This window comes from Adhaeribacter aquaticus DSM 16391, from assembly GCF_000473365.1.
In the GTDB taxonomy this organism is placed as follows: Bacteria; Bacteroidota; Bacteroidia; order Cytophagales; family Hymenobacteraceae; genus Adhaeribacter; species Adhaeribacter aquaticus.
In genome coordinates this window covers 3,540,566-3,566,962 of record NZ_KI421517.1, presented here as the reverse complement: position 1 = coordinate 3,566,962, position 26,397 = coordinate 3,540,566, and the positions used below count along the sequence as shown (strand labels likewise).

Below are 26,397 nucleotides of genomic sequence, written 5' to 3'. Positions count from 1 at the left end.
CGCATGAATGAAAAACAACACACCATCAAAGCTCCGGTAACTGTTTCAGGCATTGGCCTTCATACCGGTGTGATGGCGAACATGACATTTTTACCTGCACCAACTAATCACGGATATAAGTTTCAGCGAATAGATTTACCAGGACAGCCCATAGTGGATGCGGACGTGGACAATGTGGTAGACCTTTCCCGTGGCACTACTATAGAAAAAAATGGTGCACGTATCAATACCGTAGAGCACACTTTAGCTGCCTTGGTTGGAATGCAAATTGACAATGTGCTGATTCAGTTAGATGGGCCTGAGCCGCCTATTATGGATGGCAGTTCTATTGATTTTGTTACTGCTTTTCAGGAAGTTGGTCTGGAAGAACAAAATGCCCTGCGCAATTATTTTGAAATTCCGCAAGGTATATTTTATAAAGACAGTGAACGTGAAGTTGAAATGGCCGCACTGCCTTTAGACGATTATCGGCTTACGGTTATGGTTGATTACCAGTCCCCGGTATTAGGAAGCCAGCACGCTTCAATTACGGATATAAATCAATTCCCTACTGAAATTGCTTCTTGCCGTACCTTCTGCTTTTTACACGAGCTAGAAACCCTGTATAAGCAAAATCTGATTAAAGGTGGCGATTTAAATAATGCCATTGTAGTAGTAGACCGCGTAGTTACAGAAGAAGAATTAGAAAACTTGGCAACCTTGCTGCGCAAGCCAAAAGTGGAGGTAAAAAAGGAAGGCATTTTAAATAATGTAGATTTACGTTATAAAAATGAGCCAGCCAGACACAAACTTTTAGATTTAATTGGTGACTTGGCCTTGATTGGTCGGCCATTAAAAGGGCAGATTTTAGCTGCCCGCCCAGGCCATGCTGCTAATGTGGGCTTTGCCAAAAAAATCAAGAAGGTAATGCAGGATGCGGCCATCCAGAATGTACCCATTTACGATCCAAAGAAAGAATCGGTAATGGACATTAATAAAATTGTCCAAACATTACCTCACCGGTTTCCTTTTGTTTTAATAGATAAAATTATATACCTGGATGGTAACACAGTAATAGGCGTAAAAAACGTTACCATGAACGAGCCCCAGTTTCAGGGCCATTTCCCTGGTAATCCTGTATATCCGGGCGTTTACCAGATTGAGTCTATGGCTCAAACGGGTGGAATTTTGGTTTTGAGTACTGTACCTGATCCTGAAAATTACTGGACCTATTTTCTGGGGGTTGATAAGTGCCGTTTCCGGAGAAAAGTAATACCTGGCGATACCATTATTTTTAAATGTTGGTTACTGGCTCCCATTAAGCGTGGCATTGCCAAAATGCAGGGTCAGGCTTTCGTAAATGGGAAAATGGTGATGGAAGCCGAAATGTCGGCAAGCATAGTTAGAAAAGATAACGTATAAAATAAATTAGGAATTAGAAATTATTGAATTAGAAATAATTAGAGGTTTTGATCCTTTTGATTTCTGAAAGTTAAATTCTTTAAACCTTAGTGCTTAACAGCCTGGCGTAAATTGAATAAAGATTCTAGTTCTGAATTCATAATTTCTAATTTAAAGGAAAAATGAACCAACCTTTAGCATATATACATCCGGAGGCCAAAATTGCAGAGAATGCAGTAGTTGAGCCATTTTCTACTATTTATAAAAATGTAGAGATTGGCGAAGGCACCTGGATAGGGCCCAACGTAACTATTATGGAGGGCGCCAGAATTGGTAAAAATTGTAAAATATATCCCGGAGCAGTTATTTCTGCCGCTCCTCAGGATTTAAAATATAAAGGCGAACCAAGCACCGTTCAGATTGGCGATAATACTGTTATCCGGGAGTGCGTAACTATTAACCGTGGAACAGCCTTAGATAAAAACACTACCAAAATTGGTAGCAACTGCCTGATTATGGCTTATGTTCACGTGGCGCACGATTGCATCATTGGAGATAGTGTAATTGTAGCCAACTCAGTTCAGCTGGCAGGCCATATAGAAATACAAGATTTTGTTTTCATTGGCGGTACAACTGCGGTACAACAGTTTGTAAAAATTGGCGCCCATACCATGATAGGTGGAGGTTCTTTAGTTCGGAAAGATGTGCCACCTTTTATAAAAGCTGCCCGAGAACCTCTTTCTTATGCGGGTATCAACTCGGTAGGGTTGCGCCGGAGAGGTTATACCAATGAAAAAATTAACGAAATACAGCAAATTTACCGCATCTTATTTTTAAACGGATTAAATTACGCAGCGGCTCTGGATAAGATAGAATTAGATTTGCCACCAAGCGACGAAAGAGATGAAATTGTAAACTTTTTCCGTAGTTCAGAACGTGGTGTAATTAGAGGGTATACTCCAAAAGATGCAGATTAAAACCTCCGGTTTAGGCAAACGCTTTAACTACGAGTGGATCTTCCGGAACTTTTCTTATGAATTCAGCCCAGAAAAAGCTTATGCTATTCTGGGACATAATGGTTCTGGCAAATCAACTTTATTAAATATTCTTTCCGGGTACCTTAGCACTAGCGAAGGTACCCTTTCTCATTCCATTAATGGTAAACCAATAGAGGTAGATCATCTTTTTCGGCAATTATCTTTTACCGCCCCTTACCTGGAACTTATTGAGGAATTTACTTTAACAGAATTGCTAAGTTACCACATGCATTTCCGCCAGATGCTTACTAAAGATAAAGAAGATTTAATTGATCGGCTTTATCTGCAGAAGGCTAAACATAAATTTGTAAAAGATTTCTCTTCTGGCATGAAGCAACGGTTAAAATTAGGATTAGCGATTTATACAGATGCTCCTCTCCTGCTGCTGGATGAGCCAACTACCAATCTGGATCAGGAAGGAATAGATTGGTACTTGGAACATGTAAATCAAAACCGTAAACAAAAGTTAGTAATTGTATCCTCAAATATAGAACACGAATACAGCTTTTGTGACGAATTAATTAGAATTACAGACTATCATTATTCCCCTGCTAACAGATCCTAACACCGCATTTTCTTTTATTATTATATAAAAGAAAACGGCAGCTCTATAAGAAGCTGCCGTTTTCTTTATGTTCTTGGTCCTTAGTTTTGCCGGCCAAACACGCGTTTTAGTAATTGGGTAGTGCGGGCAATCGGATTCTCCCTAATATTTGCTTCTTCCTGAGCTACCAGAACAAATAACCCATCAATTGCCTTTTGGCTCGCATAATTAGTTAAATCAGGGTTAACTTTTTGCACCATAGGCACTCTATTATAATTGTTAATTAGTTCTGAATAATATTTAGTAGCATTTACTTTATCTAGAGAAGCCTGAATTTTAGGTGTAAAGGCAAGAAGCAACTGATCGCTGGTAGTGCGCTTTAAATATTGCGTAGCAGCATCTCTATCGCCGGTTAAAATACCCCAAACATCTTTAATAGTTAATTGCCTGATGGCACTAATAAAAATTGGTTTGGCACTAGTTGCCGCATCTTCAGCCGCCCTGTTCAATGATAAAACAAAGTTATCTACTAAATTGCCCATGCCAATACTACGCATGGTGCTTTCTACCCGTCTTATATCTTGTGGGAAAGGTATCCGAATTAAGGAGTTTTTATAATAACCATCTGGTTGAGCCGCTACCGTCGCTCCTTTACTAATACCTACAGTTAATGCTTCTTTCAAACCATTAGCTACTTCTGTATTCGTAAGTGGTCGATTATTATTAACGGCATCGGTAACAGATTTAGGAAATTGAATTCTCTGGGCAGAAGTGCAGGAAGAAAATCCAAAAGAAAAAATAAATAAAGCCAGAAATGTATAGTTTCTCATAAAATCATCTTGTTAACTTTGAATTATTATTTACGCTTTTGCATAAATCGGACCAAAAAATGGAAACCATCTTAGCAGATATAATTACCATAGGAGACGAAATTCTGTATGGTCAAATAGTAGATACCAACTCCGCCTGGATGGGGGCCGAATTATCTAAAATTGGTATCAAAGTTCGGCAAATTACTTCCGTTTCGGATAACCCTGATCATATAATCAGAATTTTAAATGAGGTAAAGGCAAAAACTTCCATAATATTAATTACGGGAGGTTTAGGTCCGACTAAAGATGATTTAACGAAACATACCCTCTGCCAGTTTTTTAAAACAGAGTTACAGTTGCACGAACCTTCTTTAGCCCATGTCACAGAGATATTTGCTTCCAGGGGCCGGGAACTAACCGACTTAAACCGCCAACAAGCCTTTTTACCTGCCAATTGCACACCAGTTCCCAATGTGCTGGGAACAGCGCCAGGAATGTGGTTTGAGCAGGAAGGTAAAATATTTGTATCCATGCCGGGTGTGCCCTTTGAAATGAAAGGCATAATGACCTCCATTGTATTACCAGAATTGGCTGAGAGATTCCCGAATTCTCAACTTCAGCATCGGGTGGTACAAACAACGGGCATTGGCGAGTCATTTTTGGCCGAAAGAATTGCTTCTTGGGAAGATGCCTTACCAGCTAATATTAAACTGGCCTACTTGCCTTCTTTAACGGGGGTACGCTTGCGCTTAACCGGCACCAGTAATGGTACCGATAATTTAAATGAACAGCTGGATAAAGAAGTAGCAAACTTACAAGGACTAATACCAGAGTATATTTTTGCGCTGGGAGAAGTAAAATTAGAAGAAGCTGTAGGACAATTGTTGCGGCAAAAAGGTTTTACAGTAGCCACCGCCGAAAGCTGTACCGGAGGCCATTTAGCCCATAAAATTACTAGTGTGGCCGGCTCTTCTGAATACTTTATGGGAAGTATTTTAGCCTACCACAATCACATAAAACTAAAGCAATTGGATGTTAACGCCGAGGATTTAACAAAACATGGAGCAGTAAGTGAAGAAGTAGTAAGCCAAATGGCGGCCAATGTCCGGCTATTGCTTAACACGGATATTGGTTTAGCTACCAGTGGTATTGCCGGTCCGGGTGGTGGTACTCCGGAAAAACCGGTGGGCACTATCTGGATTGCCTATGCAGATGCCGAAAAAACCGTGGCCCGTAAAATATTTTTTAATAAAACCCGGCTGCTAAACATTGAATACACCAGTATTAGTGTTTTAAATCTGCTCCGTCAGCAACTCATTAAAGCATAAAATTTCCAAAATTTTATACCTTTGGTAATTATTTCGCATAACCAGTAGAAGCTTTTATATAAAAATTAGGGCTTCTTCTTTAAAGTATTAAATAAGCAACTGATTATATGGCTCTTGTAGAAATGTTGATGCCCAAAATGGGAGAAAGTATCATGGAGGGCACGGTTCTGAAATGGCTGAAGAATATTGGTGACACCATTGAAGAGGACGAAGCTGTTTTAGAAGTAGCTACCGATAAAGTAGATACCGAGGTTCCGGCTATAAATGGTGGCATATTAAGGGAGATTTTGGCCCAGGAAGGTGATGTAGTTGCCGTTGGCAAAGCTGTTGCTATTATTGAAACCCAGGATTCGCCTGCTCAACCTTCTCCGGAAGTACAAGCCTCTTCAAACAATGTTTCAAAACCTGTATCAGTTAACGGAAGCTTCGCAGAAAAAATAATAAATGAAGTTTCTGCTCCGGAGGCGGCCCCTGTTGCACCAGTATTACCCTCGCCACTGGAAGGCCGTTTTTATTCCCCATTGGTCATGAATATTGCCCGTCAGGAAGGTATACCGATGCGGGAGTTGGACCTTGTACCTGGCACAGGGTTAGAAGGCCGCGTTACCAAAAAAGATATTCTGACATATATTGAGAATAGGGTCTCCGGTACTGCCGCTACACCTACCCCGGAATCACCCTCAATGGCTACTCCATATGAATCCGTTGCTGCTTCACCGGCTGTTCAGACTTCTGCCGCTCCGGCACCTGCTGTAAAACCAGCCGTATCTGTTAGTGGTCAGGATGAAATAATAGAGATGGATCGTATGCGCAAAATGATAGCGCAGCGCATGGTAGACAGCAAACGCATTGCCCCGCACGTTACTTCTTTTGTGGAAGCCGATGTTACCAATATTGTGAACTGGCGGAACAAAATGAAGGATATTTATAAACAACGGGAAGGTGAGAATTTAACCTATACACCAATCTTTTTTGAAGCCGTAGCCAAAGCCATTAAAGATTTCCCTATGATTAATATATCAGTAGATGGCGATAATATAATTAAGAAGCGGAATATTAACATAGGTATGGCTGTAGCTTTACCATCCGGTAATTTGATTGTTCCGGTTATCAAAAATGCCGACCAAATGAACCTGGTTGGATTGAGCAAAAAAGTAAATGATTTGGCTAACCGGGCCCGCTTAAATAAATTAACCCCAGATGATTTAGCCGATGGTACTTACACCATTTCCAATGTGGGTCCGTTTGGCAATATTATGGGCACACCAATAATTGTGCAGCCGCAGGTTGGTATTCTGGCTTTGGGTGCGATAAAGAAAAAACCGGCTGTAATTGAAACCCCGCAAGGTGATTTAATTGGCATCCGCCAATTTATGATCTTATCCCATACATATGATCACCGGGTTGTAGATGGCTCACTCGGTGGTTTATTTGTGAAACGGGTAGCAGAATACTTAGAGGCATTTGATCCAAATACAACTATTTAATTTTTGAAAAAGCCTGTTTTTACAGGCTTTTCTTTTTACTCTACTTACAAATCTACATGAAGAACTATCTTTTTATTATATTTTTTGCCTTCAGTTTATTTCTGGCTATTTTTTATTATAGTAAATTTTCTTCTGCCCAACAAGCTTTGGAATTAGCTAACCGGCGGGTATTGGATCGGGATACCATGATATTCCAGTTACAGAAAAAAGTCCAGGGACAACTTGGCGTGGACATTAATTCCCAAACAAATGTAAAAGCGCCAGGAAACTTAGGACATTTAAGTACATCTGAAATAGAGAATTTAAAAGGAAAGGGGTTGAAAAACCCAAATGAAGACCTAAAGCAAAGCTTAATAAAAAATCAGCAAAACCTAATAAAAGTGAACGGATCTGTAGGTGGCACGATGAATATCCGGGAGGTACAAATTTTGAACAACCGGTATGCCCTTGCCTATTTCGAGGACGGTCATATTGGTGGCTATATGATGCTCCGTTACGAGGTTAAATCTTCCACGGATATTTCCTGGCAAGTGTTAGATCAATATATCATGTAGGCCTAAAAAAGTAAAATAAAAAGGGAGCTAATTAGCTCCCTTTTTATTTTATAAACAAATCTACATTAATCAAAAGCTGCAATACTTTGCTCCAAAGCTTTAATTTTAGCTTCGGCATCCGCTTTCTTTTGCCATTCCTTTTCCAGTACCTGGGCTGGTGCGCCGTTAACAAAACGTTCGTTGCTCAATTTTTTATCTACCGAAGCCAGGAAACCTTTGGTGTACTCTAGTTCTTTTATTAACCTATCTTTTTCAGCTTCCAGATCCACGGTACCTTCCATTGGGATAAAGAACTCACTACCACCAATTACAAAGTTAATACTACCCTCCTGGTTCTCCTCAACATAAGTTATACCCGTAATATTGGCTAACTTCTGAATCAAAGCTTCAAAAGGTTTCAAAATTGAATGCTCTTGCGTTTTAATTGCTAAGCTAAGTGCTTTGGTTTGCGGAATATTCTTGGAGTTCCGTACATTCCGTATCCCCCCAACAATATCCATTGCTTTCTCCATCCGCTCCAGCAAAATGGTATCTACCACATCTGCTTTGGGCCATTTTGCTATTATCAAATAATCTTTATCGCTCCGCTCTTTTATATCCTGCCATATTTCTTCCGTAATAAAAGGCATAAACGGATGCAGCAGTTTTAAAATACTTTCCAGGAAAGCAATAGTGGCATCCAGTGTTTTTTTATCAATCGGACTCTGGTAAGCCGGTTTAATCATTTCCAGGTAATAGGAGCAGAAATCATCCCACACCAGTTTGTAAACCGCCATTAGCGCGTCCGACATACGGAACTTACTGAAATGATCTTCTATCTGCTCAAAAGCTGCATTAAATTTAGAGTCGAACCATTTTATTGCCAGCTCGTTCGGGTTCTCCAGGTCTTCATTAACTTCCCAGCCTTTTATTAAGCGGTAAGCATTCCAGATTTTGTTACTGAAGTTCCGGCCTTGCTCACAAAGCTTTTCATCAAATAATAAATCGTTACCGGCCGGTGAACTAAATAACATACCAGTTCTCACACCATCGGCACCGTATTGCTCAATTAAATTAAGTGGGTCTGGCGAGTTGCCTAAAGATTTAGACATTTTGCGACCTAATTTATCCCGTACTATACCCGTTAAGTACACATTTTTAAAAGGTACTTCTTTCCGGTATTCCAAGCCTGCCATAATCATCCGGGCTACCCAGAAAAATAAAATTTCCGGAGCCGTTACCAAGTCGTTGGTTGGGTAATAATATTGAATGTCGGCATTATCCGGATCCTTAAACCCATCAAAAACTGAAATAGGCCATAACCAGGAAGAGAACCAGGTATCAAGAACATCTTCATCCTGCCGTAAATCAGCAGTTGTCAAATCAGTATTTCCCGTTTGCTCTTTCGCCAGCGCTAAGGCTTCTTCCAGGTTATGCGCTACAACAAAAGAGCCATCTGGTAAATAATAAGCCGGAATACGTTGTCCCCACCACAATTGGCGCGAAATACACCAATCCCGGATATTATCCATCCAGGAACGGTACATGTTTTTGAACTTTGGCGGGTGTAGTTTTATCTGGTCTTCCATGACACTACTAAGTGCCGGATCCCGCAATTTCTCCATCCGCAGAAACCACTGCATAGACAATTTAGGCTCGATAACCGCATCTGTACGCTCGGAAAAACCTACATTATTGGTAATGTCCTCGGTTTTTACCAGCTGTCCGTTTGCCTCTAATTCCTTTGCTATTTTTTTTCTAACAATAAAGCGATCCTCGCCCACATACAGCTGTGCTTTACTGTTTAGGGTACCGTCATCGTTTAAAATATCAATGCTTGGTAAGTTGTGGCGTTGCCCTAATTCGTAGTCATTCAAGTCGTGCGCTGGCGTTACTTTTAAGCAACCCGTACCAAACTCCATATCCACATACTCATCAAAAATAATAGGAATAGGCCGATTGATTAGCGGCACTAATGCTTGCTTGCCTTTTAAATGCTGATAGCGGGCATCGTTCGGGTTAATACAAATAGCGGTATCGCCCAAAATTGTTTCGGGACGCGTAGTGGCAACCGTTAAATAATTTCCTTCCTCGCCAGCTATCTGGTAATTTATATGATACAGCTTAGAATTTACCTGTTTATGAATTACCTCTTCATCCGATAAAGCAGTTTTCCCGGCCGGATCCCAATTTACCATCCGGATACCCCGGTAAATATTCCCTTTGCGGTACAAGTCCACAAAAACCTGCAGTACTGCTTCGGTTAAGGACTCTTCCATGGTAAAACGAGTACGATCCCAATCGCAAGAAGCACCTAGTTTCTTTAATTGCTCCAGAATGATGCCGCCGTATTTTTCTTTCCATTCCCAGGCATGGGTCAAAAACTCTTCCCGGCTAATATCGGCCTTATTGATACCTTTTTCCTTCAACATGGCTACCACCCGTGCTTCGGTAGCAATAGAAGCATGGTCGGTACCGGGGACCCAACAAGCTTCTTTTCCCTGCATCCGGGCGCGCCGCACCAAAATATCCTGAATGGTATTATTGAGCATGTGCCCCATGTGCAATACCCCGGTTACATTGGGAGGAGGAATTACTACCGTATATGGTTCTTTTTTAGGATTAGGTTTAGACCGAAAAAAGCCTTTTTGTTGCCAATTAGCGTACCACTTTTCCTCTACTTCTTTCGGATTATATGTTTTTGATATTGCCATGTCTGGATTAAAAATAAACGAGCGCAAAAATAGGGAATAAAGCTTTGGGTAAAAAATAGTCCTTTACCAAATATCTAAATTCTGCGATTTTCTCTTTAAGAAGATTATATAAAACTTTTAGTTAAAATTGAGTTTATTCGCTTTCCCGCAATTGCATAATAATAGAGAGCTTTTTGTTATTTAGCTGCTCTTCCAGGCCAACCGGGTAGATATGGGGATTTAAGAACCGGCGGATGGACGGGTGCAATTGGTTTACCTGTTGCTTCGCGTATTCCTGGATAGCTTTTAAAGTTGGACATTCATATACCAACTCACCTGCTTTAAAAACAGGTATCAGTAAATCCTGGTGGGCTATTCCGGCCGTAATTGTTTTGCGTTTGGTTATATCACTCGGGTCTACAATGGTAGCGGAAGTGCCAATGGGTTGTTCTTTAGAGAATATCATATCGGCCACGAAGCCATCTTCATTGTAAAACCGCCGAACTTGCTGAATGCCCGGCGTAGAAATTTTTATTAATTGTTCGGAAAGTTTTAGTTTATACTCCCACTCACCGGTTTTCTTACGTAAAGCAGCCAGTTTATAGACTCCACCCAAAGCAGGCTGATCGTAGGCAGTAACTAATTTGGTACCTATACCCCAGGTATCTATCCTGGCACCTTGCAATTTTAAGCTTTCAATTAAATACTCATCCAGATCATTGCTCGCTACAATGGATACATCAGGAAAACCTGCTTCATCTAACAGCTTTCTGCCTTCTTTACTTAAATAGGCTAAATCGCCAGAATCTAATCGGACTCCCTGTAGTTCTGCCCCCTGCGCCCGTAATTGCTTAGCCACGGCAATAGCTTTTTTAATGCCTTCTATAGTATGGTAAGTATCAACCAAAAAGGTAGCATCGTGCGGAAATACATCAGCATAAGCGGCAAAGGCTTCTTGTTCTTCTTCAAAAGACATTACCCAGCTATGGGCATGGGTACCTTTAACCGGAATATTAAATATTTTACCGGCCAATACGTCTGAAGTAGCTCCTATGCCGCCAATAAAAGCTGCCCGGGCCGCAGACAAAGCACCATCCGGGCCTTGAGCTCTGCGCATCCCAAATTCTATTACCCGGTCTCCTTTAGCAGCATCTACTATACGGGCTGCTTTGGTAGCTACCAGGGTCTGAAAATTTATGATATTTAATAAAGGGGTTTCTACTAACTGACATTGCAATATAGGACCTGTGATGCGCAGCAAAGGTTCATTAGGAAAAACCAAAGTTCCTTCGGGTATAGCGTCTACCTGGCAGGTAAACTTTAAATCACGTAAATAATCCAGAAACCCGGCCTCGAATAAAGGCTGCTGCCTGCTACCCTGTAAACTACTTAAATAAGCCAGATCATCTTCGGTGAATTTTAAATGCTGCAAAAAATCAATGGCGTCGGCCAAACCTGCACAAACTGTATAACCACCCTGAAACGGATTTTTCCGGAAAAATAAATGAAACACAGCTTCTTGTTCTGCCATTTCTTTTTTCCAGTACCCCTGAGCCATGGTTAGCTGGTACAAGTCGGTCAGTAACCCCAACGACATTTCGTAACGGTCATTTAAATTCATGTCTTTGTATTTAAATATTTGCTTGCAATACGCAATTTTAGAAATTAATTTATGATTTAGAAGCGATTGTTTAAGGCACAAAGTTTGTAAGCAAAAATTATATTTACGCTAGCTTCTTAAAAACAAGTAATAACCTTATATTAATTGCGCAGAATATTTAGTTTTGCTTTTCACAACCAAAAGAAATATAGAAATTTTTAAATATTTATGACCGCTAAAAACCACTCCCGCCGCCAATTTATTAAATCCGCCAGTTTAGGTGCGGCTCTTTTACCTTTTATGAGTCCCCTAAGTAGTTTAGCTAATTCAATTTATAAAGGCAATGAAGTTATGTTCTATGTAGGCACGTATGCGAAACCAGACGCTGAAAGTATTTTTTTATATAGCTTAAATACCGAAACAGGTGCGATAAACCGGGTAGCAGCTTTTAAAGCCGGCGAAAATCCCTCTTACTTAACGCTGGATTCTAAACGACGCTTTTTATATGCGGTACACGAAACAGGTAATTATGAAGGGCAAAAAAGCGGTGCTGTTAGTGCTTTCTCTATTGATCAGAAGAATGGCAATCTTATCTTATTAAATACACAAGCTTCCTTAGGGGCATCGCCTTGTTATATTTCGTTAGATAAAGGTGATAAAAATGCCTTAATAGCCAATTATTCCGGTGGCAATGTAGCGGTGTTGCCTATTCAGGCCAATGGCCAGCTTAGCCCTTCCTCTTCTATGGATCAGCACGAAGGCTCCAGTGTAAATACCCGCCGCCAGAAAGAAGCACACGCTCATAGCATTATGTTGGATGCCGCCAACAAATACGCTTTTTCTGCTGATTTAGGAACCGATAGTATTTACCGGTATTTATATGACGCTAAAAATGGAAAAATAACTGCGACCAACCCGCCTGCCGTAAAAGTTACACCGGGTGCTGGTCCGCGCCACATGGCCTTCCATCCCAATGGTAAATTATTCTACCTGATAAATGAATTAGATGGAACGGTAAAGGCTTTTGCCTATACCGCCCAAAACGGCGACTTAAAAGAACTGCAAACTATTTCTACTTTACCCGCTGATTTTTCTGGGCAGTCATCCTGTGCCGATCTTCATGTATCGCCGAATGGTAAATTCTTATATGGCTCTAACCGCGGACACAACAGTATTGTGGTTTATGCCATTGATGCTAAAACAGGTAAATTAACATTAGTACAGCATGTTTCTACGGAAGGTAAAACACCGCGAAACTTTACCATCGATCCGTCAGGCAAAATATTACTGGTGGCTAACCAGGACTCCAACAACATTATTTCTTTTAAAATAAACCAACAATCAGGCAAATTAACACCTACTGGTAACCAGGCAGAAGTACCCTCACCGGTATGCCTGCAAATAACCACTCCTTTTGCTTAGTTTTTAAAGTTATTATGAAAGTAAAAGCGGGCTATAAAAGAAATAGCCCGCTTTTACTTTTTAGGATTCAATATCCGTAATGGTGATGGTTATGTCATGTGGGGCAACTTCATCTCCTCCAAAATATGGGAATAGTTTGTATTTCTGCGGATTATCGTTACATCCCCTTTCCATTTCTACTGTTTCTCCATTTAACCGGAAAATGTATTTATTTTCCAGGCACTCTAACTCATATACATACTCGGTATTTAAATCAACAGCACTAATAAATTGTTCATACCGAACGCCATCCTTATAAGTATAAGCCAAAACTTCCAGGCGTTTATTAAGCCAACGCCATCCAAACCGGGCACTGTTCGTATGATGGGCAGTACGGCAGTCGGAGAAACCGTAAAGCTTGTTTATATCATACTGGTTTACAGGATCCTTACTTAAATAAATAGCAGAATTATCAAATTTTGTCTTAAACTTAATTCTGTTATTACCCAGAAGCTGGATTGTATTATTAGAGGAATGTTCGTTTTTGGGAATCAAATAAATTTTAGCAATTCTTTCCTCTTTTGGAAGTTCTGGATTAACCGGATCAACTTCGCAAGACTGCGAAAACAAAGCAATAGCAAGCAAAGCATTAGCTTTGCGAAAAAAAGTAAACATGTTTCTATAGGATATGTATTTAGGATTAATAAAAGATCAAACCAATCATTTACAGGTTATTTTATTTAAAAATAAATATACAACATCCCTAAATACAAAAAAAAAGCCCCGGCAAAAAACCGGGGCTTTATTAGAAAATTATAATTATTAAATCAATAAATACCGTGCATTTTATTTTTTAATAGCTTATTCAGGCTCATCATTACTAATCCTGCAACAATTGGAATAGCTGTAAAAATTAAAAAGAAGGTGGCCATGGAATAGTCTTCAATAATTGGATCAATGAAACTACCAGTAATACCTGCTAAATAATTAGCAATAGCGGTGGTTAAAAACCAGATACCAAACATTAAACCTACCAATTTTGGCGGAGCCAATTTACTGATGTAAGAAAGACCAACCGGGGAAATACAAAGTTCGCCCATAGTATGTAAGCAATAAGCCATAATCAACCAAACCATACTTACCGAGGCTGTTTTAGCTCCTTGCGGAATGGAACTACCACCATAAGCCAATAAAGCAAAACCTATACCCACTAATATCAAACCAATACCAAATTTAACCGGACCAGAAGGGTTAAACTTGGTTTCCCAAACTTTAGAAAATAAAGGCGCTAACGAAATAATGAAGAAGGAGTTCAGGATACCAAACCAGGAAGCAGGCACCTCTGTAGCCGCTGCCGAAAACTCCCGTTGCAGCATCCAAACAACTAATCCCCAGATAATTACAAAGCTACTACCCAGGAATAAACTGGATAAGGCAATTTTACTAAAGGTTTGTCTGAATAAGTTTAGCAGAACAAAGGTTAATATAATCATAGGCACCACCACCAGAATAGTATTGGCCCATTTAAAAATAGTTGCGCTGCTACCGGATAAAACCCGATCGGTGTAATCATTAGCAAAAATGGTCATGGAGCCACCGGCCTGTTCAAATGCCATCCAAAAGAATATGGTAAAAAAAGCAAAAACTGAAATAACAATAATCCGGTCTCTGACTACCTTACCCGGCACTACTTCCTCTTCCCTACCATTGGACACATTGGAAACTGTATTATTAATTCCTTTCTTTTGGGGTCTGCCGCCAATTTCGCCAAATAGTTTTTGGGCAAAAGCAAATTGCATCATACCAAAAAACATAAAAATACCTGCCAGTCCAAAACCATAGCTCCAGCCTACTTTCTCTCCAATGTAACCGCAAAGTAAAATCCCCAGGAAAGCTCCGGAGTTTATGCCCATGTAAAAAATAGTATAGGCAGCATCCTTCTTTTCCGGATTATTAACGTACAACTGGCCCACAATAGAAGAAATATTTGGCTTAAATAAACCGTTTCCTATAATAAGACCACCTAGGCCCAAATAAAAAAAGACAGGAGTTTCCAGAGCCATACTGGCATGCCCCAGCGTCATGATAAAAGCGCCCAGAATAACAGCATTCCGGTAACCTAATAATTTATCGGCTATTAAGCCACCTATAATTGGGGTTAAGTAAACCAGACCTGTGTAGGTACCATATAATTGCAGGGCATCTTCCCGGTTCCAGGCCCAACCGCCCTTCAAAGCAGAAGAGGTTAAAAACAAGACTAATAAAGCCCGCATGCCGTAGTAGCTAAAGCGCTCCCACATTTCCGTAAAAAAAAGGATAAACAGGTGAGGCGGGTGCTTAGCTCCGGTTAAAGTTTGTTCCATGTATGTTGATTAAATTGAAATATTTTGTTTTCGTGTTCAAGTAAATCTAACAGTTGGGCTTCAAAAACACAAATATTGTTCCTTTACTATAATTAGCTTATTTTAAGTCAGGAATTAAAATATTGATTATAAAGGCACTATTTTTTTTAGAAAATTTAGTCTAACTTTTTAAGTTAATTAATAAATACCAATACTAACTTAGTAGTAAAACTGTTACCAGATGCACCTTTTCTATACTCCCCAAATTGCCAACAATACTGTATTATTAACGGAAGAAGAATCTAAACATGCCCTGCGGGTTTTACGCTTACAAGCCGGGGACGAAGTACAGTTAGTGGATGGGGAAGGCGGCTATTATAAAGCCACAATAAGTGAGGCTAATCCTAAAAAATGCCTGTTACAAATAAAGGAAACTCAAAAAGATTTTGGCTATCGGCCCTACCGGGTAAAAGTAGCGGTAGCGCCTACCAAAAATATAGACCGAATGGAATGGTTTGTAGAGAAAGCCACTGAAATAGGTATTGATGAGATATATTTTCTGAATTGCGAACGCTCCGAACGGAAGAACATTAACCTAGACCGACTGGAAAAAATAGTAGTTAGTGCCATGAAGCAATCTTTAAAAGCTTATAAACCTGTCTTGCATAATATGATTCCTTTCAAGGAATTTGTGAAACAACCCACTGCCGATCAACTATTTATTGCTCATTTAGAAGAACATAATCAGGTAGCTTTAAGTACAATAAAACCTGATAAATCTACTTGTATATTAATTGGGCCGGAGGGCGATTTTTCTCCTAACGAAATAGAATTAGCTTATAAACAAAACATTAAACCGGTAACCTTAGGTACCAGCCGTTTACGGACCGAAACGGCCGCATTAGTAGCTTGCCATACCGTAAACCTATTGCATGAAATGAATTTAGCTTAATCACGTTTAAAGGATTATGAAATATTTACTGACCCTGCTCTTAAGCTTTATTATCGTTTTTTCAGGTGCCGCGCAGCAAGCCAGCTTCCAGATAGCCAAGCTTAAATACAATGGCGGCGGCGATTGGTATGCTAATAAAACTTCCTTGCCTAACCTTATAAGGTTTTGCAACCAAAACCTGAACATGAATATTAATAAGGAGGAAGGAATTGTAGAGGTGGGCAGTGCTGAATTATTTAGTTATCCTTTTGTACACATGACCGGGCACGGCAACGTAGTATTTTCTGATGCCGAGGCCGAAAACCTGCGGAAGTACCTGATAGGGGGAGGCTTTTTACATGTTGATGATAATTATGGCCTGGACAAATTTGTACGCGCAGAAATGAAGAAAGTCTTTCCGGAGTTGGAATTTGTGAAGTTACCATTTAATCATCCTATTTACCACCAGAAATATAAATTTCCCAAAGGCTTACCTAAAATTCACGAACACGACAACAAACCGCCGCAAGGGTTCGGCTTAATCTACCAGGGACGTTTAGTTTGTTTCTTCTCGTATGAAAGCGATTTAGGCAACGGTTGGGAAGATCCGGAAGTATACAAAGACCCTATAGAAAAACATGAGGCTGCACTTCGTATGGGTGCCAACATCTTATCTTATGCCCTGACCAATTACCAATAGCTGCACATATGGCCTAGCTATTATTCCTTTTTTATAAGGACAGCTCAAATAACTTGTTAATAAATTCTGTAGTCGTTCCTATTCTGGTGTATAAATCAGAAATTTGTTTGTATTTTTATTGTTGGAAAGCTTTTGTTTAAAGCCCTCCAGCGGTTTTGGGATGGCTTTAAATGGCCATTTCCTACAACCTGATAAGTACCCCTGTGAAGTTGGTGACTTTAAATCATTACTATTTTAATCTTGCTTCCAAGGGATTATCATCAGGAAAATATTTACTATTTATTATTAGGCTATGCCTCATAAACCATGGCCTCACGACTATTAAATGCAAGTTTCTAAATTAGAGATCAAAGGTTTTAAAAGCTTTGGCGACAAGGTTACCATTAATTTTGATGACGGGATAACCGGAATTGTTGGTCCAAACGGGTGCGGAAAATCCAATATTGTAGATGCGATCCGGTGGGTATTGGGTGAACAGAAGACCCGTAACCTCCGCTCCGATAAAATGGAGAATGTTATTTTTAACGGCTCCAAAAACCGGAAGCCTCAGCAAATGGCCGAAGTATCGCTTACTTTTAACAACACCAAAGGTATTTTACCAAGCGCCTACTCAGAAGTAACCGTTACGCGGAAATATTTCCGTAACGGCGATAGCGAGTACTTACTTAACAGTGTTCCCTGCCGGTTAAAAGATATTAATGAATTGTTTCTGGATACCGGTATTGGCTCCGATAGTTACGCTATTATTGAGCTAAAAATGGTGGATGAACTTCTGAACGATAAGGAAAACTCCCGTCGGCTATTATTTGAGGAAGCAGCTGGTATCTCCAAATTTAAGGTTCGGAAAAAACAAACGCTGAAAAAGCTGGAAGAAACCGATGCTGACCTGGAACGCCTGGAGGATGTACTGTTTGAAATAGGTAAAAACCTGCGATCATTAGAGCGCCAAGCCAAAACAGCCGAGCGATACATCAAACTGAAAGAAGAGTACAAAACCATTAGCCTGGAATATGCGCGGCGGAATATTTCGCAGCACATGCAAACGCTGGAAAAGCTGGAGAACACCTTAAAAGAAGAAACGCAGCAAAAGAGAAACCTGGCTGATGATGTAGACGCCCTGGAGGAGGCATTAGCCAACCAGAAAACGCAGGCGAACACCTTACAGGAAACTTTAACGGTACAGCAGAAAGAGGTAAATGAAAAAACGTACCAGATCCGCCAGCTCGAAAACGAAATAAAACTAAAATCGGAGCGCACTAATTATTTAAAAGAGCGAATTGCTATGCTGCGGCAGCAAATAAGCCAGGACAATATGGCCCTGGAGCAAACCCAGGACACCATACTGGAGCTGCAACAGAATATTCAGTCGGTGCAGCAACAGTTTGTAGAATCTGAACAACAGGTAAACCTGCTAAAACAGGAAATTGCTCAGGCTAATGAGCATAAAGCAGATTTACAAAAGAACTCGAAAGAAATAACCGACCAGCAGCGCGAAAAACAACATGCGCTTTACCAGGTTCGGAAAGACATTGAAGTAACGCAGGTGCAGATTGTAAACCTGACAACGGAACTGGAGCGATTAACGCAGAATAAACTTTCTGACGAAGAAAATGCCGAAAATTTCCGAACCGGCATGCAGGAAATGGAAGAAATTCTGATTGACCGCAAGGTTGACCTGGAAGCCCTGATTGAAAGAGAAAACTCCCTTAAAATAAAACTGGAAGAGGCCGAAAACGAATTACAGCAGTACAAAACAAATCTGATCGACCTGAACCGGAAAATTGATTCGAAACGCAACCAGTACAGTTTAACCAAATCTTTGGTTGATAACCTGGAAGGTTTTCCGGATGCAATAAAATTCTTATACAAATCTAAAAACTGGGAAAAGCCTGCCCCGCTCCTCTCGGATTTAATTGTCTGCCAACAGGAATACAAATCATTGATAGAAAGTTACCTGGAGCCTTACATGAATTTCTTCGTGGTAGACACCATGGATGATGCCATAGAAGCTATTCGGTTACTAAATAATCAAAATAAAGGCAGGGCCAACTTTATTGTATTGTCAGAGATTGAAGATTTGGAAGTAGGCCCTACTGTTTCTACTACAAAGTTAAAAGCGGCCTACGAAGTAGTTTCGGCGGATGAAAAGTACCACCAATTGCTTTACTACATTTTAAACGATGTTTACATTTCGCAGGAACTCCCTCCTGACTTTTACAGCGGTGATCACCGGACTTTTATTTTGCACGACGGCTCTGTTATTAAAAAGCCTTTAAGTGTATCGGGTGGGTCAGTAGGCTTATTCGACGGTAATCGGATTGGCCGGAAACAAAACCTGGAGACCCTGGAAAAAGAACTGGAAGCCCTGGTAAAAGAAGCCGACCTGCTTAAAATAAAAATAAATACCCAGCAGCAGGTAATCCAAAACCTGAAAGGCGAAACGCAGCAGGACGCTATTAAACAGCTGGAAAAAGAAATATCCATTCAGCAACAAGAGTTAATTACAATTCGGATCCGGTACGAGCAGCAAGCATTAATGCAGCAAAACAACCAGAATAAAGAAGCTGAATTAACCGAACGTTTAGAAGATTTTAGATATAAGAGCTATGAACTGGTGCCTCAAGCCGAAATGCTGCAACAGGATTTACAGCGTCTTGAATCGGATTTAAGTTCCTATACTGAATTATTGGCTAAGCACAATGAATTAATTCAGAACGTAAATCAGGTATTTAACGAGGAGAACATTCAGTATCACCAGTTAAAAAACCGGCTGACCAGCTTGCAGCAGGAAGTAAACTACCGGCAAAAGTCGCTGGAAACAGCGCACCAGCGTATTCAGCAACAACAAGACGAATTACTGCGGGCCGAAGACGAAATTGTAGCCTCGGAAGAATTCATTCTGGATAATACCGATAACCTGCACCAAATGCTTTCGGACCGCAAAGAAATTACAGAAACGCTGGACCAACTGGAAAAAGATTTCTTTACCCTGCGCGGTGAAATCGAAAACAAAGACAAGTATATCCGGGAAGTACAACGCAAACGCCAGAACGCCGATGAGATTATTATGTCCATGCAACAGGCGCTTTCGGAAACTCAGATTAAACTGGTAGCCATCCGGGAAAGATTATCCGCTGAATTTAATATAACCGAAGAAGAACTGGTAAATTATACTGCGGAGCCGCTGGAATTTACTAATGAGGAATTGAGCAGCCAAATAGCAACTGTTAAAAGCAAACTGGACACAATTGGCCCAGTAAACTTAATGGCCGCCGAAGCTTACGCCGAAATAGAAACCCGCGATAAATTTATTAAAGAGCAGCGAACCGACTTAATCAATGCCAAAAATATCTTGTTGGATACCATTAATGAAATTGATACGGTAGCTAAGTTGAAGTTTCTGGAGGCATTTAACATGATTAAGGAAAACTTTACGCGGGTATTCCGGTCGCTTTTCTCCGACGAAGATACCTGTGACCTAATTATATCGGATATAAACAACCCGCTGGAATCTAAAATTGAAATTATGGCCCGCCCGAAAGGGAAACGGCCATTAACCATTAACCAGCTATCAGGAGGAGAAAAAACATTAACGGCTATTTCGCTTTTATTTGCGATTTACCTGTTAAAGCCGGCGCCATTCTGTATTTTCGATGAAGTAGATGCGCCGCTGGATGATGCCAATATTGATAAATTCAACAATATTGTAAAGACCTTCTCTAACGAGTCGCAGTTTATTGTAGTAACTCATAATAAACGCACCATGGCTTCTACAGATGTTATTTATGGCATAACCATGCTGGAACCGGGCGTATCAAGGGTTATTCCGGTAGATATGCGTCAACTAGCTTAAGTTTAAGAAAATATATAAAAAGGCAGGGGGTGAATGGAATCATTCACCCCCTGCCTTTTTTATTGAACGGCTTAATTTATCAAATCCGCTTCAGGATTATCAGCTCCTTCCCTCCCAGTAGTTGCTGAAAGCCAGCCTTCAGAAAATCGTGGTTGGTATAATGAACCAAACCAAATTTATCTATATAATGGTCAGTCAGAATAAGGTAGTCTGCTTTATTGGCCTTGGTTAGGTTTAAAAATTCTTCCTGATAAATCTTGCTGTTTACCCGGTTCAGTTCGCCGTAACACATATCCGCTTGGATAGCCTTAAAACCATCTATGTTACCATAAATAAAAGTCATGGGAGCCACAATCTTAAGATTTTTGGTATCTTCCGGTAAATAGGCTTTTACTAGTTTATTAAATTCTTCTGGTTTATATTTTTGATTAGCCAACTCAAAATCAAAATAGGCATGCACACCAAAATAGAAAACAAATGCCACGGCGAGAAACAGCCTAAGTTTTGGGAGGAATTTCTTATTAAAGGCAAAATCTTCGGAATCTTTTTCCTTAAACAAGTAACCCATACCCAACACCAATAGCATAATCAGGTAGGGCAAAATAATAATGGCGTATTTGGTAGCTTTATGGATTGCCAGCAAACCTAAACATATAGTCAGCAGAAAAGCATACCGGCTTAAATTTTTAAAAGGCTTCAGGTAGGCTTGGGTTAAAATAAAAACTAAAAGAAACAAGCCATAAAAGGTAGCCTCCCGAATACTATGAAAATAACGTTTATGCTCAGTTACTAAATTAAGTAGGTATGATAATCCGTAAGGTAGTTTATTAGCCCGGTCGTGCGAGGGCGTTTCGTTAAGCTGATAAAGCCAGAACCGCCAATTATAACCAGAAGTAAAATCAAAAAAATAAACAGCTATTGCAGGTACAGCAGCCATACCAAATAAAATAGCCTGCTGATATCTTTTATTCCAGACTAATAACACAAAGCCCGCCATTGGAAAAATTACACCATTTAAATGGGTAGCTACACAAACTCCCGCTAAAAAACCACTTCCTGCTACTAAGGCCTGTTTATTCTCTTCTTTAAGGGCTTTCTCCAGTAAAATGTAGGAAAGAAAACCAATAGTCATTACTGGTAATTCGGGGCGGAAAACAAAGGCAAATTCATAAAAAGGCCTGTAAATTAACAGTATGATAAGTGCCCCGTAAAACTGTGGAGGCGAAAGTATTTTCTTATAAGTATACCAATAGAAGATCAGGATAAATAAAACCAGGTATACCAGACTTAAGGCTTTTAAACCATAAAGCGAAAAACCGAATAGATTTACTATTAAAGCACCTTGCAGCGTTAACAGCTTATGATGGCACAGAAACCGGATATGCTGGTAAGTAATACCGCGCATGAGCTCGGATTTTACATAACCTAATTTAGCCAACCAATAGGCATGCTCACCCAACCAAGCATCGTCTATGTCCGGCACCCGTTCTATTAAGCCATAAATAAATAGCAGTATGGTAGCTGCAAGCAGAACCTTTAGATAATTAACAAACTTCATGAGAGATCTCCCGGGCAGCAACCATGCTGCTAGAAAGCTTTAAAGCATACCAAAACGGCTAGGTTATATTCTTTGGGAATTGTTTTTTTAAGGCCAGTGAAATTACCTGACTCCATTCTCTGGATACTTCCCTTTTTTCGTCCGGTAAAAATTCATAATAGTTTCCAAGTCGGCATCAAAGTCGCCAGTTGGGTAAACTATTGGTCCAACACCGGCTTCTTTATTCGGATAATCCAGGTAACCTAGTGCAATGGGTACTTTAGCTTCCACTGCTGTATAATAAAATCCTTTACGCCACCGCGGCTGGTATTTCCGGGTGCCCTCGGGGGTAATCAGAATTACCATTTTTTCTGCTTTGTTCAGAATATTTACCATGGAAGCCACCAAGCTATTATTCCGGGACCGGTCTACTGGCAAAGCACCCATTTTGCTTAGTATCCAGCCAAGTGGCCCCACCATTGCTTCTTTTTTAATGGTATATCGTACATCAATACCCATAATATAAAAAGCCGCCCGGGCATAAATTAAATCCCAGTTGCTGGTGTGCGGAGCCGCAATCATGATACACTTTTTAACATCGGCCGGAATTTCTCCCTTAACGTGCCAACCAGAAACCTTGAATATAGTATGTGCTAAAAGTTTTCCAAACATAAGGCAAAGTTACAAGATTGCTATAAAGTAAAAAAGCTAATCATTTTATTCTGATTAGCTTCTTTTCATCATTTCGCCTGTTTATTGCTTTACTTATTTAGGTATGGTCCGGCGGTGTTTCAATAAGTAGGCCGAAATTCCTAATCTAAATTCGGGGCCATACTCTGAGTTATCACTACCTAACTCCCCACCTAGTCTTTGTTTGTAGTAGTTAAAAACTATCATTGGCTCCAGGGCTATTTTTTTGGTTATAAAATAACTGTAGCCTACCCCTAAATCAGCTGAAAACAAATCTTTTTGAGAGCCCTGTTTAATATTATCCAAACCCATTCCTAATCCTACCTCTCCAAATATTCCGTTATTTAAGTAGGCCCGAACAAAAGGACCAAATAGCAAAGTTGTCTCCACGTTCGGGTCGTTCTCATTCTTTTGCTTATTCCAACTATGCCGGAGATTCGCATTTAAGCCAAAAGCCACATCTTCCATAGCAAAATACCCGACTTTGGTATCTAAATTTATTCTGAAAACGGTTCCCTTATTTATATTTTTTTGATCTCCCCGATCGCTGGAATAACCTTTAAAAGAAGTGGTTAAATTACCTCCCAATAAAAAAGTACCTCTGAGCATAAAGGCATCTGATAAACTACTCTGATTTCTTTGGGCAAAGGCGGTGATACTACATAATAAAATAATAAAAACTGTATAAATAAACCTCATAAATGTACGTAATTAGATTTCTATTAAGATTTTTCTATATACGCATAACCTGCAAACAGAATATAACAATTTTTATATTAAGCTTGCATTGCAGCAAAAAGTTTATCCGATAAGGTCAAGGTGTGCTCGTACCCGGCTAAAAACATTTTCTTTGCGTCTTTTAAACTTAAAAGGCTGTAATGTTTTAGGACTGGCGGCTCTATCAGGAAATTACAAAGTTTTAGCCGGGGTTCCACGTTATTATTAATGGCCAGATGAAAAGTTCTTTCCATTACCCCCCGGAAAGACGTAATCTGAGATTGGTGGTCAAATGGATTAACGTGCACGCCAACTATAAAATCGGCCTCTCCTGTTAAACATTCTACCGGTAAATTATTAATCAACCCTCCGTCAATTAAAAAATGCCCTGGGTAGTTTATAGGTTTACAAACAATGGGTACGGCACACGAGGCGGTTAAAGGTTTTATAATGTCCCCTTCCCTGAAATAAACATTGATACCCTGGTTTAAATCAGTAGTGCCAATAATTAGTTTAGGTTTTAATTCCTGGAGGGTTTTGGTGCCGAAATATTCGCTAAATGCTTTTTCTACCTGGTCCATGTTTATGAGCCCGTAGCGACAAAAAGCTGGTCGCATCAGTTTCAGAATATTTCGCTTGCTTATTAAGTCAAAGGCTGCATCGGGCGAATAACCTGCTGCGTAAAAAGCCCCCGCAATAGCCCCCGAGCTGGTTCCTGAAATAGCACTGATGGAAATATTAAGTTCATCAAATGCCTTTAAAACACCCAGATGCGCAAAACCATGGGCAGCTCCACCCGATAAACACAAACCAATCCGCATAAATAAATTTAAATATCAGCTAAAGTAAATGCTTCGGCTAAACGAATTCCGTGGTCGGTATGTTTTACGGTAATGCATTCGTGTTGCGCATCGTGCTCCAGGAAGAGAATATATTCTTTATCGGCTGCTTCCTGCAAAAAATGCGCTTTCTCTTCCAGGGTAATCAAGGGCCGGGTATCATATCCCATCACATAGGGCAAAGGCAGGTGCCCCACTGATGGTAGTAAATCCGCCATGTATACCAGGGTTTTACCTTTATACTTTATTACCGGCAACATCATTTTATCGGTGTGCCCATTTACATATATTATTTCGAATTGGGTAAATGGCGAAGCTTCTTCTATTTGGGTAAAATGTAGTTGTCCACTTTCTGCAATTGGGTTGATATTTTCTTTTAAAAAGCTCGCTTTTTCCCGGGCATTCGGTTCTGTGGCCCATTTATAATGATCGGGATTGGTCCAGTATTTTGCATTAGGAAAAGCTAATTCCAGTTTACTCCGATCAAGGTTAAAATTTATGCTACCACCGCAATGGTCGAAATGCAAATGAGTATGAAAAACATCTGTAATATCATTGGAAGTAAAACCAAGACCTTGAATAGATTTATGTAAAGAAGCATCGCCATGTAAATAATAATGTTTGGCAAGTTTAGGGTCCATTTTATTCCCCATACCCGTGTCAATTAAAATCAATTTAGCTCCATCTTCAATCAGCAAACACCGCATGGCCCAGGTACACAAATTATTTTCATCGGCAGGGTTGGTTTTTTGCCAAATTACTTTGGGCACTACCCCAAACATAGCTCCTCCATCTAATTTAAAAAACCCGGTTTCGATACTGTGTAACTTCATAGCTCTAAATCAATTTTAAGTTCTGCCGCTAGTATATCTAAATTAAAAAAGAAAACCTGTATCCAACTAAATTAAATGTTGAATACAGGTTTTAAAAATGTTTTAAACAGGTCTTTTATAACTCCTGCACTACCCCCATGTTAGAGAATTTATCAATGCGCTGGTTGATACGTTCCAAAGCACTAATGGCTTCCAATTCATCTAAGGTTTTAAGGATATGCTTTTTCAGAGTACTCACCATTTTTTCGGGTTGCGTATGTGCTCCACCCAATGGTTCTTTTATAATACCATCTATCAATTTAAATTGCAGCATATCTTTTGCTGTAACTTTCATTGCATCTGCTGCTTGTTCTTTATAATCCCAGCTACGCCACAGAATAGTCGAACAATTTTCAGGCGAAATTACGGAGTACCAGGTATTCTCTAACATATGTACGCGGTCGCCGATGGCAATACCTAAAGCCCCTCCGGAGGCACCTTCACCTATTACTATACAAATTACCGGCACCTTCAGCATAAACATTTCTTTCAGGTTACGCGCAATGGCCTCCCCCTGTCCACGTTCTTCTGCCTCCATACCCGGAAAAGCACCCGGCGTATCAATAAAGGTAACAATAGGCTTATTAAACTTCTCCGCCATCTTCATCAACCGCAAGGCTTTCCGATAGCCTTCCGGGTTGGGCATTCCGAAATTACGTAATTGCCTTTGTTTGGTATTACGACCTTTTTGCTGCCCAATAAACATAATGGTTCGGCCATCTACTTCTCCAAATCCGCCAACCATGGCTTTGTCGTCCCTAACATTCCGGTCGCCGTGCAGTTCAATAAATTTAGTGGTTAACCCTGCAATGTAATCCAAAGTGTAGGGCCGGTCGGCATGCCGTGAAAGTTGTACCCTTTGCCAGCGTGTTAAATTAGAATACGTTTCTTTTTTTAATTGCTTAATTTTCTCCTCTAACGCCTTAACCGCTTCCGATACATCTACCTGGCTTTCTTCGGCCAGTTTTTTCATTTCGCGAAGCTTACCCTCCAGGGCTGCAATAGGCTGTTCAAAATCTAGAAGCATATATTAATTCCGGATTATCTTTTTGTGGCTACAAAGTTAATTGTTTCTTATTAGCAAAAGTCAATTAAGCCCAC

General features: G+C 40.1%; 21 protein-coding genes. 10 read left to right on the top strand and 11 right to left on the bottom strand.

Translation table 11 applies throughout. From position 1 onward, the window contains the following. The first annotated feature begins 3 nt into the window (after positions 1 to 3). The 3 genes from ADHAQ_RS0118015 to ADHAQ_RS0118005 all read left to right on the top strand — a co-directional run bounded on the left by ADHAQ_RS0118015 (position 4) and on the right by ADHAQ_RS0118005 (position 2,982). Entirely contained in the window at positions 4 to 1,401 is a 1,398-nt protein-coding gene (locus ADHAQ_RS0118015; RefSeq protein WP_026464128.1) for a bifunctional UDP-3-O-[3-hydroxymyristoyl] N-acetylglucosamine deacetylase/3-hydroxyacyl-ACP dehydratase, read from the top strand. 161 nt (positions 1,402 to 1,562) lie between these two features. After that, the gene (gene lpxA, locus ADHAQ_RS0118010) at positions 1,563 to 2,357 is read left to right on the top strand and encodes an acyl-ACP--UDP-N-acetylglucosamine O-acyltransferase (RefSeq protein WP_026464127.1); all 795 of its coding nucleotides are present in this window, start codon (positions 1,563 to 1,565) and stop codon (positions 2,355 to 2,357) included. Next, positions 2,347 to 2,982, top strand: a complete 636-nt coding sequence (locus ADHAQ_RS0118005; protein ID WP_026464126.1) for an ABC transporter ATP-binding protein — start codon at positions 2,347 to 2,349, stop codon at positions 2,980 to 2,982. The genes lpxA and ADHAQ_RS0118005 overlap by 11 nt, the downstream gene beginning before the upstream one ends. A gap of 80 nt (positions 2,983 to 3,062) precedes the next feature. Here the strand turns inward: ADHAQ_RS0118005 and ADHAQ_RS0118000 are convergent, their stop codons facing one another. Then, the gene (locus ADHAQ_RS0118000) at positions 3,063 to 3,791 is read right to left on the bottom strand and encodes a DUF4197 domain-containing protein (protein WP_026464125.1); all 729 of its coding nucleotides are present in this window, start codon (positions 3,789 to 3,791) and stop codon (positions 3,063 to 3,065) included. 59 nt (positions 3,792 to 3,850) lie between these two features. Here ADHAQ_RS0118000 and ADHAQ_RS0117995 point away from each other — a divergent pair, with 59 nt between their 5' ends. From ADHAQ_RS0117995 to ADHAQ_RS27355, 3 genes are all read left to right on the top strand, one after another. Next, complete coding sequence (locus tag ADHAQ_RS0117995) at positions 3,851 to 5,101, top strand: competence/damage-inducible protein A (RefSeq protein WP_026464124.1); 1,251 nt, start codon at positions 3,851 to 3,853, stop codon at positions 5,099 to 5,101. A gap of 107 nt (positions 5,102 to 5,208) precedes the next feature. After that, positions 5,209 to 6,588: a dihydrolipoamide acetyltransferase family protein gene (locus ADHAQ_RS0117990; RefSeq protein ID WP_026464123.1), complete on the top strand. Its 1,380-nt coding sequence runs from the start codon at positions 5,209 to 5,211 to the stop codon at positions 6,586 to 6,588. A 56-nt stretch (positions 6,589 to 6,644) separates the two neighbouring features. Further along, positions 6,645 to 7,142, top strand: a complete 498-nt coding sequence (locus tag ADHAQ_RS27355; RefSeq protein ID WP_026464122.1) for a hypothetical protein — start codon at positions 6,645 to 6,647, stop codon at positions 7,140 to 7,142. Positions 7,143 to 7,207: 65 nt separating this feature from the next. On the opposite strand, the gene ADHAQ_RS0117980 is transcribed toward ADHAQ_RS27355, so the two are convergent. Together ADHAQ_RS0117980 and ADHAQ_RS0117975 are read right to left on the bottom strand one after the other, a co-directional pair. Further along, a complete protein-coding gene (locus ADHAQ_RS0117980) occupies positions 7,208 to 9,835 on the bottom strand; it encodes a valine--tRNA ligase (RefSeq protein ID WP_026464121.1) in 2,628 nt (875 codons plus the stop codon). A 133-nt stretch (positions 9,836 to 9,968) separates the two neighbouring features. Further along, positions 9,969 to 11,435 carry a nicotinate phosphoribosyltransferase gene (locus tag ADHAQ_RS0117975; RefSeq protein WP_026464120.1) on the bottom strand — a complete coding sequence of 489 codons (1,467 nt, stop codon included), beginning with the start codon at positions 11,433 to 11,435 and terminating at the stop codon, positions 9,969 to 9,971. 207 nt (positions 11,436 to 11,642) lie between these two features. Here ADHAQ_RS0117975 and ADHAQ_RS0117970 point away from each other — a divergent pair, with 207 nt between their 5' ends. Beyond that, positions 11,643 to 12,836, top strand: coding sequence for a lactonase family protein (locus ADHAQ_RS0117970; RefSeq protein WP_026464119.1), 1,194 nt, complete (start codon positions 11,643 to 11,645; stop codon positions 12,834 to 12,836). A 60-nt stretch (positions 12,837 to 12,896) separates the two neighbouring features. On the opposite strand, the gene ADHAQ_RS0117965 is transcribed toward ADHAQ_RS0117970, so the two are convergent. Next, entirely contained in the window at positions 12,897 to 13,490 is a 594-nt protein-coding gene (locus ADHAQ_RS0117965) for a hypothetical protein (RefSeq protein WP_051360011.1), read from the bottom strand. A 152-nt stretch (positions 13,491 to 13,642) separates the two neighbouring features. Then, positions 13,643 to 15,178 carry a peptide MFS transporter gene (locus tag ADHAQ_RS0117955; protein ID WP_026464117.1) on the bottom strand — a complete coding sequence of 512 codons (1,536 nt, stop codon included), beginning with the start codon at positions 15,176 to 15,178 and terminating at the stop codon, positions 13,643 to 13,645. A gap of 220 nt (positions 15,179 to 15,398) precedes the next feature. On the opposite strand from ADHAQ_RS0117955, the gene ADHAQ_RS0117950 reads away from it, so the two are divergent. The 3 genes from ADHAQ_RS0117950 (at position 15,399) to smc (ending at position 20,641) form a co-directional block, all read left to right on the top strand. After that, positions 15,399 to 16,109 carry a 16S rRNA (uracil(1498)-N(3))-methyltransferase gene (locus tag ADHAQ_RS0117950; RefSeq protein ID WP_026464116.1) on the top strand — a complete coding sequence of 237 codons (711 nt, stop codon included), beginning with the start codon at positions 15,399 to 15,401 and terminating at the stop codon, positions 16,107 to 16,109. A 16-nt stretch (positions 16,110 to 16,125) separates the two neighbouring features. Continuing rightward, positions 16,126 to 16,788: a DUF4159 domain-containing protein gene (locus tag ADHAQ_RS0117945; protein WP_026464115.1), complete on the top strand. Its 663-nt coding sequence runs from the start codon at positions 16,126 to 16,128 to the stop codon at positions 16,786 to 16,788. A 325-nt stretch (positions 16,789 to 17,113) separates the two neighbouring features. Beyond that, positions 17,114 to 20,641, top strand: coding sequence for a chromosome segregation protein SMC (smc, locus tag ADHAQ_RS0117940; protein WP_026464114.1), 3,528 nt, complete (start codon positions 17,114 to 17,116; stop codon positions 20,639 to 20,641). A 79-nt stretch (positions 20,642 to 20,720) separates the two neighbouring features. On the opposite strand, the gene ADHAQ_RS0117935 is transcribed toward smc, so the two are convergent. From ADHAQ_RS0117935 to ADHAQ_RS0117910, 6 genes are all read right to left on the bottom strand, one after another. Beyond that, positions 20,721 to 22,199, bottom strand: coding sequence for a glycosyltransferase family protein (locus tag ADHAQ_RS0117935; protein ID WP_026464113.1), 1,479 nt, complete (start codon positions 22,197 to 22,199; stop codon positions 20,721 to 20,723). Positions 22,200 to 22,301: 102 nt separating this feature from the next. Beyond that, complete coding sequence (locus ADHAQ_RS0117930) at positions 22,302 to 22,850, bottom strand: 1-acyl-sn-glycerol-3-phosphate acyltransferase (RefSeq protein WP_026464112.1); 549 nt, start codon at positions 22,848 to 22,850, stop codon at positions 22,302 to 22,304. A 93-nt stretch (positions 22,851 to 22,943) separates the two neighbouring features. Continuing rightward, positions 22,944 to 23,567 carry a hypothetical protein gene (locus ADHAQ_RS0117925; protein ID WP_026464111.1) on the bottom strand — a complete coding sequence of 208 codons (624 nt, stop codon included), beginning with the start codon at positions 23,565 to 23,567 and terminating at the stop codon, positions 22,944 to 22,946. 77 nt (positions 23,568 to 23,644) lie between these two features. After that, a complete protein-coding gene (locus tag ADHAQ_RS0117920) occupies positions 23,645 to 24,406 on the bottom strand; it encodes a patatin-like phospholipase family protein (RefSeq protein WP_026464110.1) in 762 nt (253 codons plus the stop codon). Positions 24,407 to 24,414: 8 nt separating this feature from the next. After that, complete coding sequence (locus ADHAQ_RS0117915; protein ID WP_026464109.1) at positions 24,415 to 25,257, bottom strand: MBL fold metallo-hydrolase; 843 nt, start codon at positions 25,255 to 25,257, stop codon at positions 24,415 to 24,417. A gap of 115 nt (positions 25,258 to 25,372) precedes the next feature. Beyond that, positions 25,373 to 26,323 carry an acetyl-CoA carboxylase carboxyltransferase subunit alpha gene (locus tag ADHAQ_RS0117910; protein WP_026464108.1) on the bottom strand — a complete coding sequence of 317 codons (951 nt, stop codon included), beginning with the start codon at positions 26,321 to 26,323 and terminating at the stop codon, positions 25,373 to 25,375. Positions 26,324 to 26,397 lie beyond the last annotated feature (74 nt).